This is a genomic window from Pseudomonas sp. M2, assembly GCF_015751845.1.
In the GTDB taxonomy this organism is placed as follows: Bacteria; Pseudomonadota; Gammaproteobacteria; order Pseudomonadales; family Pseudomonadaceae; genus Aquipseudomonas; species Aquipseudomonas putida_E.
Genome location: NZ_JADOUD010000001.1, coordinates 3917437 through 3932341, shown reverse-complemented (window position 1 = coordinate 3932341; position 14905 = coordinate 3917437). Strand labels below are relative to the sequence as shown.

Sequence of the window (14905 nt, the reverse complement as noted above, 5' to 3'; positions counted from 1 at the left end):
TCTTGATATGGGCTAATTCACGGGAATCCTGTCGCCCTGGCATGGGTTGAGCCATGCCAGGATGACGAATAGGCCAATGTTCCTGTAGTTTCGCCCCAGGGGCAAACGGATAATCCTGCCGCTATCAATGACTTTTATGAATGAATTACCGCCACCTCACACCCTCCATGTCATTGCTGCTGGCTTTCGAGGCTGCCGCCCGGCATGAAAGCTACACCCGCGCAGCTGCCGAACTGTCCCTGACCCAGAGCGCGGTCAGCCGCCAGGTGCAGGCGCTGGAACAGCAACTCGGGCTGACCCTGTTCCGCCGCGAAGGCCGCCAGGTACAGCTCACCGACGTGGGCCGGCTGTACCAGCGCGAGCTCAGCGAAGCCTTGGGCCGCATCCGCAGCGCCACCTTGCAGGCCCTGGCTTACCAGTCCGGGGTCGGCACGCTGCGCCTGGCGACCTTGCCCACCTTCGGCTCCAAGTGGCTGCTGCCGCGCCTGCATGCCTTCTACAGCGCCCACCCGGGCATGCTGGTGCATATTCATTCGCGGATCGAAGCGATCAACTTCGACACCAGCGAGATCGATGCCGCCATCGGCGTGGCCAGCCATGACCTGCCGGGGCTGATCTGCCATCGGCTGCATGCCGAGGAACTGGTGGTGATCCTGCCACCGCAAGCCAACGTCGACGACCAGGGTTGGGACCCGGCACGTATCAGCGCCGAGGTGCTGCTCAACGTTGCCAACAATCCACATGCCTGGGGCGAGTGGTTTTCACACCATGGTCTGCCGCACCGAGCGATGCGCCTGGGGCCGAGTTTCGAGCTGACGTCACACCTGATCCAGGCGGTACGTGCAGGGATCGGCATCGGCTTGGTGCCGCGGATACTGGTGGACGAGGAGCTGGCCAAAGGCGAGCTGTTCAGCCCTGGTACGGCGTTCGCCAGCCAGCGCAGCTATTACCTGATCTATCCGCCAAGGAACGAAGCGTTGCCCTCGCTGCGGGCGTTTCGTGGCTGGTTGCTCGAGCAGATCTGAGTGCTTTCCTGCGTTCACAGACCCTGTCGCCGGCGAGGCGGCGCATAAAAAACCCGATGCCAGCCACCTGACATCGGGTGTCGTTCACCGCCCGCTGCGCTTACTTGGTAGCGGTGCCGGCTGCTGCGCCATTGCCCAGCTCACGACGCTTGGACTTGATGATGTAGAAGACGAACATCACCAGCACCCACACCGGAATGGCATACACCGAAACCTGGATGCCCGGGATTTGCAGCATGATGCCCAGGATCAGTACCACGAATGCCAGGCAGATGTAGTTGCCATAGGGGTACCACAGGGCCTTGAACAGCGGCTTCTGGCCGGTGCGGTCCAAGTGCTGGCGGAACTTCAGGTGCGAGTAACTGATCATGGCCCAGTTGATCACCAGGGTCGCCACGACCAGCGACATCAGCAGCTCCAGCGCATCATGCGGCATGAAGTAGTTGAGCAGCACGGCAATCAGGGTAACGGCTGCCGACACCAGGATCGAACGCACCGGCACGCCGCGCTTGTCGACCTTGGCCAGGGCTGCGGGGGCATCACCTTGCTCGGCCATGCCCAGCAGCATGCGGGCATTGCAGTAGGTACCACTGTTGTACACCGACAGTGCCGCCGTCAGGACCACGAAGTTCAACAGGTGGGCGGCCACATCGCTGCCCAGCAGCGAGAACACCTGAACGAACGGGCTGCTACCGTAGCTGCCGCCAGAAGCATCGATGCTGGCGACCAGGCTGTCCCACGGGGTCAGCGACAGCAGAACGACCAGCGCACCGATGTAGAAGATCAGGATGCGGTAGATGACCTGGTTGATGGCCTTGGGGATCACGGTTCTCGGCTTGTCGGCTTCGGCTGCAGTGAAGCCGAGCATTTCCAGGCCCCCGAAGGAGAACATGATGAACGCCAGCGCCATGACCAGGCCGCTGACACCATGCGGGAAGAAGCCCCCATGCGCCCACAGGTTGGTCACCGAAGCCTCGGGGCCGCCGCTGCCGCTGGTCAGCAGGTAGGCGCCCAGGCCGATCATGCCGACGATGGCCGCGACCTTGATGATGGCGAACCAGAACTCGGCTTCGCCGAACACCTTCACGTTCATGAGGTTGATGACGTTGATCAGCAGGAAGAAGCCCGCTGCCGTGACCCACGTCGGGATCTCCGGCCACCAGTAGTGAATGTACTTGCCGACCGCCGTCAGCTCCGACATGCCCACCAGGATGTACAGCACCCAGCAGTTCCAGCCCGACATGAAACCGGCGAAACCGCCCCAGTACTTATGGGCAAAGTGGCTGAACGAACCGGCCACCGGCTCTTCGACGATCATCTCACCAAGCTGGCGCATGATCATGAAGGCGATGAAGCCGCAGATGGCGTAGCCCAGGATCATCGACGGGCCGGCGGATTTCATCACGCCTGCCGAGCCAAGGAACAGGCCGGTACCAATCGCGCCGCCAAGGGCGATCAACTGGATGTGGCGGTTCTTCAGGCCCCGCTTGAGCTCGCCTGAATGCATGTTGTGTTCACTCATGAACGAAGTCACCTGCATTGTTTTTATCTGTGACGGAATCGGACCCACCGCGCTCGTGGCGCAGCGGAATGGGCAAGGTGGTTACCTTGGTTTCTTGAACACAGTCGCCGCCGCAGCGGATCAGCCAGGTGTGAGCAAGAGTGCGCGGTACGCAAGAGGGTCACAGGTAAAACGCGGCGCACTGTATACCCCTGCAAGCGCGCAGGCGTCAACGCGTTGCGTCGTTTCCTCGGAAAAAACGCAGCGATCCTGTGGTAGGAAGCCCTGAAAGGCGGAGTGATCGGCGTACATGGCGCCTCCATTTGTTGTTCTATAGGCCCGGCTCTTCGGACGGGCTTTTGCACACGGCAATGGTCGCTATATCAGCGTGGGACGGGGGGTTGAGCAATAGGGCTGGCGGCGCAGGCGGGGCTCTTGAGCTGCGGGAGCGGCAAGATCTGTTTACAGAGAAGGTGCCCAGCAAGAGAAACCGGGGCAATTCGTACAGTTTTCTTTACAGGGCGGTTTGAAAACTTGCCAGTCGTCCGAAAAATTCTTTTTCTTCAACATCTTGGCGCGCGGTGAGGCCCACACAAAACTGCAGACGAAAAAAAGCCAGCCCGAAGGCTAGTGCCTGCCAGTCAGCGTTATTGGGGCTGCTACGCAGCCCATCGCCGGCAAGCCAGCTCCTACAGGAACCGCGCAGTTCTTGGTTTGCGCTGTAACCTGTGGGAGCCGGCTTGCCGGCGATGGGCCGCACAGCGGCCCCAAATCGCTTAACTGACTGGCATTAGCCCGAAAGCTGGCGCTTTGATCACGGCCTGAGCCGATCAGCCACGCGGTTTGCCGCGACCACGCCCTGCCGGCTTGTCACCGTCGGGCTTGGCCGGGCGCTTGCGCATCTCGCTTGGACGCTCAGCCACCGCACTGCCGCGGCTGCCTTTGCGTGGCGCTTCTTCACGCGGCTGGCGAGCCGGACGCTCGGCAGCTGCGGCTTCCTGCGCCGGGCGCAGGCTGCGCACACGCTCGCTGCGCCCCATGGGCCGGGTCGACTTGCGCTGCAGGCGCTCCATCTTGTCCTTGGCCTTAAGGTTCATGGCAGGCAGCGCCACCGGCTGCAGGCCCACTTCAGCGGCCAGGATGTCGATTTCGCCCTGGGTCATTTCACGCCAGCGGCCCATCGGCAGATCGGAGTTGAGGAACACCGGGCCAAAACGCACGCGCTTGAGGCGGCTGACCACCATGCCCTGGGATTCCCACAGGCGGCGCACCTCACGGTTGCGGCCTTCCATCACCACGCAGTGGTACCAGTGGTTGAAACCTTCACCACCCGGGGCCTTCTGGATGTCGGTGAACTTGGCCGGGCCGTCTTCAAGCATCACGCCCGCCTTCAGGCGTTCGATCATCTCGTCGTCGACCTCGCCACGCACACGCACCGCGTATTCGCGGTCCATCTCGTAGGACGGGTGCATCAGGCGGTTGGCCAGTTCACCGTCGGTGGTGAACAGCAGCAGACCGGTGGTGTTGATGTCGAGTCGGCCAATGTTGATCCAGCGGCCTTCCTTCGGCCGCGGCAGGCGGTCGAACACGGTCGGGCGGCCTTCCGGGTCGTCACGGGTGCAGATCTCACCATCGGGCTTGTTGTACATGATCACCCGGCGCGTGGCCTCAGCGGCCTCTTCGCGCTTGATCAGCTTGCCGTCGACAGCGATGGCATCGTGAAGGTCGACGCGCTGGCCGAGGGTGGCCGCGACGCCATTGACCTTGATGCGGCCCTGGCTGATCCAGGCTTCGACGTCACGGCGCGAACCCACGCCGATGCGCGCCAGCACTTTCTGCAGCTTTTCGCCGGCTGGCGGGGTGATTTCGGTATTTTGCAGGTCTTGCTCACTCATCTGGGCACCTCCCGGTGTAGGAATGAAAACAGAGGTTCTGGCGACGAACGCGCCAAAAGGTCGCGCATCATACGCGGTTCCAAAGGGGAACGCACTGGAGCTTAGAGGGTTTTCAGGGGGTGGAGTGGTTTTCTGCCCAGTGGTTTTGTAATGAAAGGGCCGGCCTCATCGCCGGCCAGCCTGCACCCACCACGCCGCGCAGCACCTGTAATCCCGGCGCCCAAGCCTCAGGGCTGCACCTTGTTTTGATCCTCAACCGCGACCTCAGGCTCTGGCGCATCTTCCTCTGGCAAATCATCGAAATCGGTCTTGAGCCCCTCCTCCATCGCATCCAGTTCCACCAGCAGGCTACGGAAGCTCGTTTCCTCCTTAGGTTCGGCGACCGCCTCCTCGTCGGCCAGGCTGGCATCAGCCAACGCCTGCAAATGCGCCGGCACCGGTGCATCATCCGGGTCTAGCAACGGCTCCGGCTCCATTTCGCGCAGCTCGGCCAAGGCCGGCAACTCGTCCAGGCTCTTGAGGTTGAAATGATCGAGAAACGCCTTGGTGGTGGCGAACATCGCCGGCCGCCCAGGGACCTCGCGGTGGCCAACTACCCGGATCCACTCACGCTCCATCAGGGTCTTGATGATGTTGCTGTTGACCGCAACACCCCGCACGTCCTCGATCTCGCCACGGGTGATGGGCTGGCGGTAAGCGATCAAGGCCATGGTTTCGAGCAGCGCACGGGAATAGCGCTGCGGGCGTTCTTCCCACAGGCGGCCCACCCACGGCGCGAAATTGTCGCGAATCTGCAGGCGATAGCCGCTGGCCACTTCCTTGAGCTCGAAGGCCCGGCCACTGCAGGATTTGCCGAGCACGTCCAAGGCTTTCTTGAATACCTTCGGCTCAGGGCGCTCGGCCTCCTCGAACAGCTCGTACAGCCGTTCAAGAGATTGCGGTTTGCCTGAGGCAAGCAGAAACGCCTCGATCAGCGACGCCAGGTCGCGGGGTTCATTCAGATTCATCAGGTTCTTCGACAGACTCGGCGCGCACCCGGACATGGATCGCGGCGAAAGGCTCATTCTGCACCAGTTCGATCAGCGATTCCTTCACCAGCTCGAGAATTGCCATGAAGGTGACCACCACACCCAGCTTGCCTTCCTCAGCCGTGAACAGCTCCACGAAAGGCACGAACCCGCCACCCTTCAGCCGTTCGAGCACTTCGCTCATGCGCTCGCGGGTAGACAGCGTCTCACGGGTGATCTGGTGGCTTTCGAACAGGTCGTTGCGGCGCATGACCTCCGCCATCGAAACCAGCAACTCTTCCAGGCTGACCTGGGGCAACAGCTTGCGCACCTTGGCCTGGGGCGCCTCAAGGCGCGGCACCACGACGTCACGGCCAACCCGCGGCAGTTCGTCGATGCCTTCGGCCGCGGCCTTGAAACGCTCGTACTCCTGCAGGCGGCGGATAAGCTCGGCACGCGGGTCGCCTTCCTCCTCCTCGACCTCGGCGGAACGTGGCAGCAACATGCGCGACTTTATCTCGGCGAGCATTGCTGCCATCACCAGGTATTCGGCGGCCAACTCCAGGCGCACGCTTTTCATCAACTCGACGTACCCCATGTACTGGCGGGTAATCTCCGCCACGGGGATGTCAAGAATGTCGATGTTCTGCTTGCGGATCAGATAAAGCAGCAGGTCGAGCGGGCCTTCGAAGGCCTCGAGGATGACCTCCAGCGCGTCCGGTGGAATGTAAAGGTCCACCGGCATCTCGGTCAGGGCTTCGCCGTAAACCAGGGCCAACTGCAATTGTTGAGGCAGTTCGGCTTCGATGGCCGCAGCCTCGGGTATCTCCATCTGGCTCACGCGTTGACCAGAAATGGCGTGGGGTCGCCGCAGCCTTCACGGATCAGTTCGGGCTCGTCGCCAGACAGGTCGATGATGGTCGAGGCCTTCAGGTCGCCGAAACCGCCGTCGATGACCAGGTCCACGTGATGCTCCAGGCGCTCGCGAATTTCATAGGGGTCGGTCATCGGCTCGGTATCACCGGGCAGGATCAGGCTCACGCTCATCAGCGGCTCACCCAGTTCTGCCAGCAGTGCCAGGGTGATGCCGTGGTCCGGAACCCGCAGGCCGATGGTGCGACGCTTCTCGTGCAACAACAGCCGCGGCACCTCGCGGGTGCCATTGAGGATGAACGTGTAGGGGCCGGGCACATGCGCCTTGAGAAGACGGAAAGTGCCGGTGTCGACCTTCGCGTACAGGCCCAACTGCGACATGTCGCAGCACATCAGGGTGAAATTGTGGGTCTTGTCCAAACCGCGCAGACGCCGAACCCTCTCGATCGCTGCCTTGTCACCGATCTGGCACCCCAGTGCGTAGGCCGAGTCGGTCGGATAGACGACCACACCGCCCTTGCGGATGATTTCCACCGCCTGGCGAATCAGCCGCGGCTGGGGGTTCTCCGGATGAATCTGGAAAAATTGGCTCACGAAGTCTTCCTGTTCATATCGCCATAGGTTGTTCATGGCTGAATCGGCGCCACAGAGGTGGCAGATCCTCAGGCAATGGCCGGTAGGCACCGATCTCGCCCCAGGTGCCGGGGCCGTGGAAATCGCTGCCAGCGCTTGCCAGCAGGCCGAACTCACGAGTGAGGATGGACATCGTGCCCACCTGCTCGGCAGGCATCATCCCATTGACCACTTCAAGCGCCTGCCCACCTGCCTGAATATAGTCGGCAATCAGGCGCCTGCGCTTGCTGCGGGTCAGATCGTAGTGCATCGGATGGGCCAGGCTCACCCAGGCGTTGGACTGGCGCAATGTGGCAACGGTTTCCTCGAGCGTCGGCCAATGCAGCTTGACGTCACCCAGCTTGCCGGCCCCCAACCACTTGCGAAACGCTTCACCACGGTCTTTGACGTGGCCTGCGCGCACCAGGTGCTCGGCAAAATGCGGCCGTGCCGGTGCGTTACCGCTGTCGCCCAACTCCTGCTGCACGGCGCGGGCACCCTCGAGGGTACCTGGCATGCCCTTGGCCGCCAGCCGTTTGTCGATTTCCTCGGCGCGCAGCCAGCGGCCACGGTGCAGGGATTCGATCGCTTCGAGCAGCGGCGGGGCTTCAAGCGGGAAGTCATACCCCAGCACATGGATGGTCGCGCCCCCCCACGTGCACGAAAGCTCCACCCCGCTGACCCAGCGCATGCCCCGTTCGACGCAGGCCTGGCGGGCCTCGGACAGGCCTTCAAGGGTGTCATGGTCGGTCAGTGCCAACGTCTGCACCCCGTGCTCCTGGGCCCGGGCGACCAGGACCGCGGGCGCCAGGGCGCCGTCGGAGGCCGTGCTGTGACAGTGCAGATCAACATTCATAGAGGAGCGCTACCGCTGGATTCGATGTTTGTTATTATGCCGCCACATCCCGATTCTGGCTGCCATTGTGAAACAATTCATCGATTTCATCCCGCTGCTACTGTTCTTCATCGTCTACAAGCTCGACCCCCGCCCCATGGAAGTGGCAGGGCACAGCTTCGAATTCGGCGGTATCTATAGCGCCACGGCGATGCTGATCGTCAGCTCGCTGGTGGTGTATGGCGCGCTGTTCCTGCGCCAGCGCAGGCTGGAGAAAGGCCAATGGCTGACGCTGGTCGCCTGCCTGGTATTCGGCGGCCTGACCCTGACCTTCCATAGCGAGACCTTCCTCAAGTGGAAGGCGCCGGTGGTCAACTGGCTGTTCGCCCTGGGCTTTGCCGGCAGCCACTTCATCGGGGACCGGGTGCTGATCAAGCGCATCATGGGCCACGCCCTGACCCTGCCCGATGCCATCTGGACCCGACTCAACCTGGCCTGGATCGCATTTTTCCTGTTCTGTGGCGCGGCCAACCTGTTCGTCGCCTTCACCTTCCAGGAGTTCTGGGTCGACTTCAAAGTCTTCGGCAGCCTGGGCATGACCGTGATATTCCTGGTGGCGCAGGGCGTGTACCTGTCGCGCCACCTGCACGACACTCCGTCTACCTCCAAACCCAAGGATTGACATGCTTTACGCCATCATTGCCAGCGACGTCGCAAATTCCCTGGAAAAACGCCTGGCCGCACGCCCGGCGCACATCGAACGCCTCAAGCAGCTGCAAAGCGAAGGCCGGGTGGTACTGGCGGGCCCGCACCCGGCCATCGACAGCAACGACCCGGGTGAAGCCGGTTTCAGCGGCAGCCTGATCGTCGCCGAGTTCGATTCCCTCAGCGCTGCCCAGGCCTGGGCCGATGCCGACCCGTACATTGCAGCGGGCGTTTACGACCAGGTCATCGTCAAACCTTTCAAGCAAGTCTTGCCCTGATCGATAAATTGTCGGCGTCTGCGGTATCTTTGCCACTGGCGAGCGCGTCAGACGCCGTCGATTTGAATTGAGTGAGTCATGAGCGAGCTGTTACTGATTGATGATGACCAGGAACTCTGCGAGCTGCTCGGCAGCTGGCTGACCCAGGAAGGTTTTGCCGTTCGCGCCTGCCATGATGGCCAGAGCGCGCGCCGGGCGTTGGCCGAACATGCACCGGCAGCGGTAGTGCTCGACGTGATGCTGCCTGACGGTAGCGGCCTTGAGCTGCTCAAACAGCTGCGCAGCGAGCATGCAGAGCTGCCGGTGCTGATGTTGTCGGCCCGCGGCGAGCCGCTGGACCGCATTCTCGGCCTGGAACTGGGCGCTGACGATTACCTGGCCAAGCCCTGCGACCCGCGTGAGCTGACCGCCCGCTTGCGCGCAGTGCTGCGCCGCAGCCACCCGACCGCTACCACTACACAGGTGGAGATCGGCGACCTGGCCTTCAGCCCCGTGCGCGGCGTGGTCAGCATCGATGGCCGCGAGATGACCCTTACCCTGTCTGAAAGCCGTATCCTCGAAGCTCTGCTGCGCCAGCCGGGCGAGCCGCTGGACAAGCAGGAGCTTGCGCAGATCGGCCTGGGCCGCAAGCTGACCCTTTACGATCGCAGCCTGGACATGCACGTCAGCAACCTGCGCAAGAAGGTCGGCCCGCACGCCGACGGCCGCCCGCGCATCGTCGCACTGCGTAGCCGCGGCTACTACTACAGCCTGTAGGCAGGGGCAGCTGCAAGCTTGCAGCTTGAAGCTCGCAGCGCTTTCTTTACCCAGCCTTTACCGTTCGCTGACTGCGCTTGACCTTGATCTCCCTAGACTGAGCTCATCCGGTAACCACCGGCCCATGACAGGAGAGACACCATGCGCAAGACCTTGATCGCCCTGATGTTCGCCGCTGCCTTGCCGACCGTGGCCATGGCCATGCCAGAAGGCGGCCCGCGTCACGACGGCCCGCATCATCGCGGTAACGCGCCTTTCGCCCAACTGGACCTCAGCCGCGACCAGCGCCAGCAGATTGGCAAGCTGATGGGCGAGCAGATGAAAAACCGCCACGACATCACCGAACGCTATCTGGCCAAACTGCCGGCAGCAGACCAGAAGGCCATGAAGGACGAACTCAAGGCCAACCACGACAAGACCGACAGCCAGGTCCGCGCCCTGCTCAAGCCAGAGCAGCAGAAGAAGTTCGACGAACTGCAAAAAGCGCGTGAAGCACGCAAGGCTGAATGGAAGGAATTCCAGGCCTGGAAAGCTGAAAAAGCCGACAAGGCCCAGTAAGCTGTCCCACCAATGCCCGGCCCGCCCACAAGCGGGCCGGGCTTTTCCCGTTTAGGAGGTGCTCTTGCGTTCTCTGTTCTGGCGCATCCTGGCCAGTTTCTGGCTGGCTATCACCCTGGTCGCAGGCCTGTCGATCCTACTGGGCCATATGCTCAACCAGGATGCCTGGATACTCAGCCGCCACCCCGGTCTCAGTACGCTCGCCAGCCGTTGGGTCAAGCACTATGAACACGAAGGCCTGGCGTCGGCTCAGCATTTCCTCGAACGTCGCAAGCAGCGCTTCAAGATCGATGTACAGGTGCTCGACGACAGTGGCGAGGCCGTGGTACCCGGTACCTTCCCGCGCCGCGCCGCAGCCTTCGAGGCGCGCCAGCACAATGACGAGCGCCGCCTGCCCTGGCGTCGTCTGACCGAGGAATACACCAGCCCCGAAAGCGGTGAGACGTACCTGCTGATCTACCGTATTCCGCACCCGGAACTGGACGCCTGGCACCGCGAGAGCCTGCTCTGGCCCCTGAGCGCCCTGGGCATAGCCCTGGTGGTGCTGACCCTGTTCAGCCTGCTGGTGACCCTGTCCATCACCCGCCCGCTGAGCCGCCTGCGCAGTGCGGTGCACGACCTTGGCCAGGCCAGCTACCAGCAAAACAGCCTGGCGCGCCTGGCTGCACGGCGTGATGAGTTCGGCGTGCTGGCCAAGGACTTCAACAAGATGGGTGCCCGCTTGCAGAGCCTGATCGGCAGCCAGCGCCAGTTGCTGCGCGACGTTTCCCACGAACTGCGCTCACCGCTGGCGCGTCTGCGCATCGCCCTGGCGCTTGCCGAACGGGCTGAAGCCGAGCAGCGCCAAGCCTTGTGGCCGCGTCTGACCCGCGAATGTGACCGGCTGGAAGACCTGATCAGCGAAATTCTGACGCTGGCCCGGGTCGATGCTGAGCAGTCTCACGCCGAAACGGTCGACCTCAACGCCCTGCTGGGCAGCGTGCGCAAGGACGCACAGCTCAGCGCACCGGAGCAGGACGTTCGGCTGGAGGCGCAACCGGGCTTGACGCTGCAAGGCTGGCCAACGCTGATCGAGCGTGCCGTTGACAACCTGCTGCGCAATGCCTTGCGTTTCAATCCGCAGGGGCAGCCGATCGAGGTGCGCGCCGGGCGTGAGCAAGGGCGCATCGTCGTGAGTGTGCGTGACCATGGGCCGGGGGTGTCGGCGGAGCACCTGGCGCAGCTGGGTGAGCCGTTCTTCCGTGCCCCCGGGCAGGAGGCACCCGGGCATGGCCTGGGGCTGGCGATTGCGCGCAAGGCGGCGGAGCGCCATGGCGGGAGGCTGGTACTGGAGAACCACCCACAGGGCGGTTTTGTCGCCCGGCTGGAATTGCCGCTGGAAGTGGAGATTGGCAGTTGAATCCGAGAGGGCTGCGCTGCAGCCCAATCGCCGGCAAGCCGGCTCCCACAGGTACCTCGCTGCTCTCCAGCTCAGCGCAAACCCAGTGGGCCGGCTTGCCGGCGATTGGGCCGCACAGTGGCCCCTGGCGTCATTCGCCCCAGGCGCTGACGAACTCGGCGGTTTGCAGAACCGGTGCAGTACGCGGCTCGGCCATCGGCGTACCGACATACAGGTAACCGATCAACTCTTCGTTCTCGCCCAGCCCCAAGCCCTTGTGCACATGGGCATCGAAGGCCATGTCGCCGGTACGCCACACTGCACCGATACCTTGGGCATGTGCGGCTATCAGGATGCCATGCGCCGCACAGCCTGCCGCCAGGCGCTGCTCCGACATCGGCACCTTGTAGTGGTCCTGCAGCCTGGCGATCACCACGATCAGCAGCGGCGCACGCAACGGCATGGCGCGGGCCTTGTCCAGCGCAGCCTGGGTAGCATCGCCCTTGTTCTGCACCGCTTCGGCAAACAGCTCGCCGAGCTTCTCGCGGCCCTGGCCTTCGATGGTCAGAAAGCGCCATGGCCGCAGCTGGCCGTGATCGGGCGCGCGCAGCGCAGCCTGGAACAGCGCCTCGCGCTGGGCGGCATTTGGCGCAGGTTCAGTGAGGCGTGGCACGGATACACGGTTGAGCAATGCGTCGAGAGCCTCCATCGGCTACCCTCCTGGCAGTTGAATGTGCGGCCATTCTCAAGCTGCAAGCTGCAAGCTGCAAGCGCCAAGCAGAAGCCGCCCGGTGCACACGGCCATTTCTTCCAGCTTGTAGCTCGCAGCTTGCAGCTGCCAGACCCATAGGTAGAATGGCGCCCTTCCGTTCAGAGTCAGAGCAGATCACATGGCGTTGCCGACCTTAAGGATCATTGGTTTCATCATCGGCATCTTCCTGATCACCCTGGCGGTCAGCATGGTCGTACCCATGGCGACGCTGGTGGTCTTCGAACGTACCGGCGACATGCCGTCGTTCCTCTGGTCAAGCCTGATCACCTTCGTCGCAGGCTTGCTCCTGATCATCCAGGGCCGCCCGGAGCATGTGCACCTGCGCCCGCGCGACATGTACCTGCTGACTGTCAGCAGCTGGCTGGTGGTAGGCGTGTTCGCCGCCCTGCCCTTCCTGCTGACCCAGCACATCAGCTACACCGACGCCTTCTTCGAAAGCATGTCCGGCATCACTGCCACCGGTGCCACCGTGCTCAGCGGGCTGGACGCCATGTCGCCGGGCATCCTGATGTGGCGCTCGATGCTGCACTGGCTCGGCGGTATCGGCTTCATCGCCATGGCGGTGGCGATCCTGCCGCTGCTGCGCATCGGTGGCATGCGCCTGTTCCAGACCGAATCGTCCGACCGCTCGGAGAAGGTCATGCCGCGCTCGCACATGGTCGCCAAGTCGATCGTCGGGGTGTACGTCTGCTTCTCGGTGCTGGGCGCCCTGGCCTTCTGGTGGGCCGGCATGAAGCCGTTCGACGCCATCAACCATGCCATGTCGGCCATTTCCACCGGGGGGTTCTCGACCTCCGACCAGTCCCTCGCCAAATGGGACATCCCTGCCGTGCACTGGGTCGCGGTGGTAGTGATGATCCTTGGCAGCCTGCCCTTCGCCTTGTACGTGGCCACCCTGCGCGGCAACCGCAAGGCGCTGATTCGCGACCAGCAGGTCCAGGGGCTGCTTGGCTTGCTGGTGGTCACCTGGCTGGTGCTGGGCACCTGGTACTGGGCCACTACCAACCTGCACTGGCTCGATGCCTTGCGCCACGTGGCGTTCAACGTGACCTCGGTGATCACCACCACCGGTTTCGCCCTGGGCGACTACAGCCTGTGGGGCAATTTTTCGCTGATGCTGTTCTTCTATCTGGGCTTCGTCGGTGGCTGCTCTGGTTCGACCGCCGGCGGTATCAAGATCTTCCGCTTCCAGGTGGCCTACATCCTGCTCAAGGCCAGCCTCAACCAGTTGATTCACCCACGCGCCGTGATCAAACAGAAATACAACGGCCATCGCCTGGACGAAGAGATCGTGCGCTCGATCCTGACCTTCTCGTTCTTCTTCGCGATCACCATCTGCGTCATGGCGTTGCTACTGTCGCTGCTGGGCGTGGACTGGATGACCGCACTGACCGGCGCCGCCGCAACCGTTTCGGGCGTTGGCCCGGGCCTGGGTGATGTGATCGGCCCGGCAGGCAACTACGCCATGCTGCCAGACGCTGCCAAGTGGATTCTTGCCGGCGGCATGCTGCTCGGCCGCCTGGAGATCATCACGGTGCTGGTGCTGTGCATGCCGGCGTTCTGGCGTCACTGACCACTTCGGGGTCCGCGCCCAGACGGGCGCGATACTCGCTGGGGGTGACGTCGAACCAGCGGCGGAAGGCCCGGTAGAAGTTGCTCGGGTCAGCGAACCCCAACAGGTAGGCGGTTTCCAGCAAGGTCATGCCGGGCTGGGCGAGGTACTGCTCTGCCAGCTCGCGACGGGTGTCGTCCAGCAATGCCTGAAAGCTGGTGCCCTCTTCCTGCAAGCGGCGCTGCAGGGTGCGCTGGGACAGGTGCAGCGCCTGGGCCAGGGTTTCCCGCTTGGGTTCGCCCTGAGGCAGGATGCGGCAAAGCACCTGGCGCACCCGGTGGGTCACCCGGCTTTCAGAGAAGCGTGCCAGATATTCCCCGGCAAACCGGTCGTGCAGAATGGCCATGGCCTCATTGGCGGTCGGTAGCGCAGCTTCCATGTCGGCGCGCTCGAACACCAGCGCGTCGTGCGGCGCACCGAACACCAGCGGGGAATGGAAAGCCACCTTGTAGGGCTCGACGTTCTTGGGTTGAGGCCCTTGGATCAGCACCCGCCGCGGCTGGATGGGCCGCCCGCTGAGCCACTTGCACAGCGCCAGCGCACAGGCCAGCGAAGCCTCTGCACTGTGCCGCGTCGGTGGCAGGTGATCACCGTGCACGGTGAGGATCAGCGAATACCCCTCAGGCCCCAGGCGGAAGCTCAGGTCGGAGCTTTCAGCGATGATGCGCTGGTAGCGCACCAGGCGCTCGAAACCTTCGGCCAGGGTGCGGCTGGACATCAAGGCGTAGCCCACCACATGGAACGAAGCCGGCCTGACCACCCGCGCCATGTTCAGGCCGATCGCTTCATTGCCCGACAGTTCTACAGCCAGTTGCCAAAGGCGGGTCATGGAATCCTGAGGGAACCGCGCATCGGGGTCGTCGAGGGCAGCGAAATCCAGGCCGAGTTGCTCGAACATGGCCGGGCAGTCGAGCCCTTCCAGCTCGAGCGCCTTCACAATCCCTGATGCCCAGCTGGCTGACGTGGTTCTCTCACTCATGACAGGCTTCTTATCCTGACCGCTTCATGCGGTTAACCTCAAGGATACTCATTTGGCGCCTATTGTCACTGGTAGGCTCCGCCAATGACTCTAGACTCGATTCAGGCTCCACGCCGTGT

Annotated in this window: 15 protein-coding genes; 7 read left to right on the top strand and 8 right to left on the bottom strand. The window is 63.1% G+C overall.

Going from position 1 to position 14905, the window contains the following annotated elements:
* Positions 1-140 precede the first annotated feature (140 nt).
* The gene (locus IWW33_RS18260) at positions 141-1025 is read left to right on the top strand and encodes a LysR substrate-binding domain-containing protein (protein WP_174142113.1); all 885 of its coding nucleotides are present in this window, start codon (positions 141-143) and stop codon (positions 1023-1025) included.
* A gap of 100 nt (positions 1026-1125) precedes the next feature.
* Here the strand turns inward: IWW33_RS18260 and IWW33_RS18255 are convergent, their stop codons facing one another.
* From IWW33_RS18255 to IWW33_RS18230, 6 genes are all read right to left on the bottom strand, one after another.
* Complete coding sequence (locus IWW33_RS18255; RefSeq protein ID WP_161871241.1) at positions 1126-2547, bottom strand: amino acid permease; 1422 nt, start codon at positions 2545-2547, stop codon at positions 1126-1128.
* Between the two features lie 809 nt (positions 2548-3356).
* Positions 3357-4421 carry a 23S rRNA pseudouridine(2605) synthase RluB gene (gene rluB, locus IWW33_RS18250; RefSeq protein ID WP_046785403.1) on the bottom strand — a complete coding sequence of 355 codons (1065 nt, stop codon included), beginning with the start codon at positions 4419-4421 and terminating at the stop codon, positions 3357-3359.
* 227 nt (positions 4422-4648) lie between these two features.
* The gene (gene scpB / locus IWW33_RS18245) at positions 4649-5428 is read right to left on the bottom strand and encodes an SMC-Scp complex subunit ScpB (RefSeq protein ID WP_119687585.1); all 780 of its coding nucleotides are present in this window, start codon (positions 5426-5428) and stop codon (positions 4649-4651) included.
* Positions 5415-6140, bottom strand: coding sequence for a ScpA family protein (locus IWW33_RS18240; RefSeq protein WP_161871245.1), 726 nt, complete (start codon positions 6138-6140; stop codon positions 5415-5417). Before IWW33_RS18240 ends, scpB begins: the two co-directional genes overlap by 14 nt.
* Positions 6141-6265: 125 nt before the next feature.
* Positions 6266-6895 carry an L-threonylcarbamoyladenylate synthase gene (locus tag IWW33_RS18235; RefSeq protein WP_039604644.1) on the bottom strand — a complete coding sequence of 210 codons (630 nt, stop codon included), beginning with the start codon at positions 6893-6895 and terminating at the stop codon, positions 6266-6268.
* A gap of 13 nt (positions 6896-6908) precedes the next feature.
* Entirely contained in the window at positions 6909-7769 is an 861-nt protein-coding gene (locus tag IWW33_RS18230; protein WP_174142114.1) for a PHP domain-containing protein, read from the bottom strand.
* Positions 7770-7836: 67 nt separating this feature from the next.
* On the opposite strand from IWW33_RS18230, the gene IWW33_RS18225 reads away from it, so the two are divergent.
* From IWW33_RS18225 to IWW33_RS18205, 5 genes are all read left to right on the top strand, one after another.
* Positions 7837-8430 carry a septation protein A gene (locus IWW33_RS18225; RefSeq protein WP_196914304.1) on the top strand — a complete coding sequence of 198 codons (594 nt, stop codon included), beginning with the start codon at positions 7837-7839 and terminating at the stop codon, positions 8428-8430.
* A gap of 1 nt (position 8431) precedes the next feature.
* The gene (locus IWW33_RS18220) at positions 8432-8731 is read left to right on the top strand and encodes a YciI family protein (RefSeq protein WP_039604111.1); all 300 of its coding nucleotides are present in this window, start codon (positions 8432-8434) and stop codon (positions 8729-8731) included.
* A gap of 78 nt (positions 8732-8809) precedes the next feature.
* A complete protein-coding gene (locus tag IWW33_RS18215; RefSeq protein WP_174142116.1) occupies positions 8810-9487 on the top strand; it encodes a response regulator transcription factor in 678 nt (225 codons plus the stop codon).
* 141 nt (positions 9488-9628) lie between these two features.
* The gene (locus IWW33_RS18210; protein WP_174142117.1) at positions 9629-10045 is read left to right on the top strand and encodes a Spy/CpxP family protein refolding chaperone; all 417 of its coding nucleotides are present in this window, start codon (positions 9629-9631) and stop codon (positions 10043-10045) included.
* Positions 10046-10103: 58 nt separating this feature from the next.
* Positions 10104-11444, top strand: coding sequence for a HAMP domain-containing sensor histidine kinase (locus IWW33_RS18205; RefSeq protein WP_046785410.1), 1341 nt, complete (start codon positions 10104-10106; stop codon positions 11442-11444).
* A 130-nt stretch (positions 11445-11574) separates the two neighbouring features.
* On the opposite strand, the gene IWW33_RS18200 is transcribed toward IWW33_RS18205, so the two are convergent.
* The gene (locus tag IWW33_RS18200) at positions 11575-12132 is read right to left on the bottom strand and encodes an NAD(P)H nitroreductase (RefSeq protein ID WP_046785411.1); all 558 of its coding nucleotides are present in this window, start codon (positions 12130-12132) and stop codon (positions 11575-11577) included.
* 181 nt (positions 12133-12313) lie between these two features.
* On the opposite strand from IWW33_RS18200, the gene IWW33_RS18195 reads away from it, so the two are divergent.
* On the top strand, positions 12314-13768 hold the full coding sequence (locus IWW33_RS18195) for a TrkH family potassium uptake protein (protein ID WP_174142118.1): 1455 nt from the start codon (positions 12314-12316) through the stop codon (positions 13766-13768).
* On the opposite strand, the gene IWW33_RS18190 is transcribed toward IWW33_RS18195, so the two are convergent.
* Positions 13725-14786 (bottom strand): AraC family transcriptional regulator, encoded by a 1062-nt coding sequence (locus IWW33_RS18190; RefSeq protein WP_012315624.1) that lies wholly within the window; start codon positions 14784-14786, stop codon positions 13725-13727. The two genes, IWW33_RS18195 and IWW33_RS18190, sit on opposite strands and share 44 nt — an antisense overlap.
* Between the last annotated feature and the right edge of the window lie 119 nt (positions 14787-14905).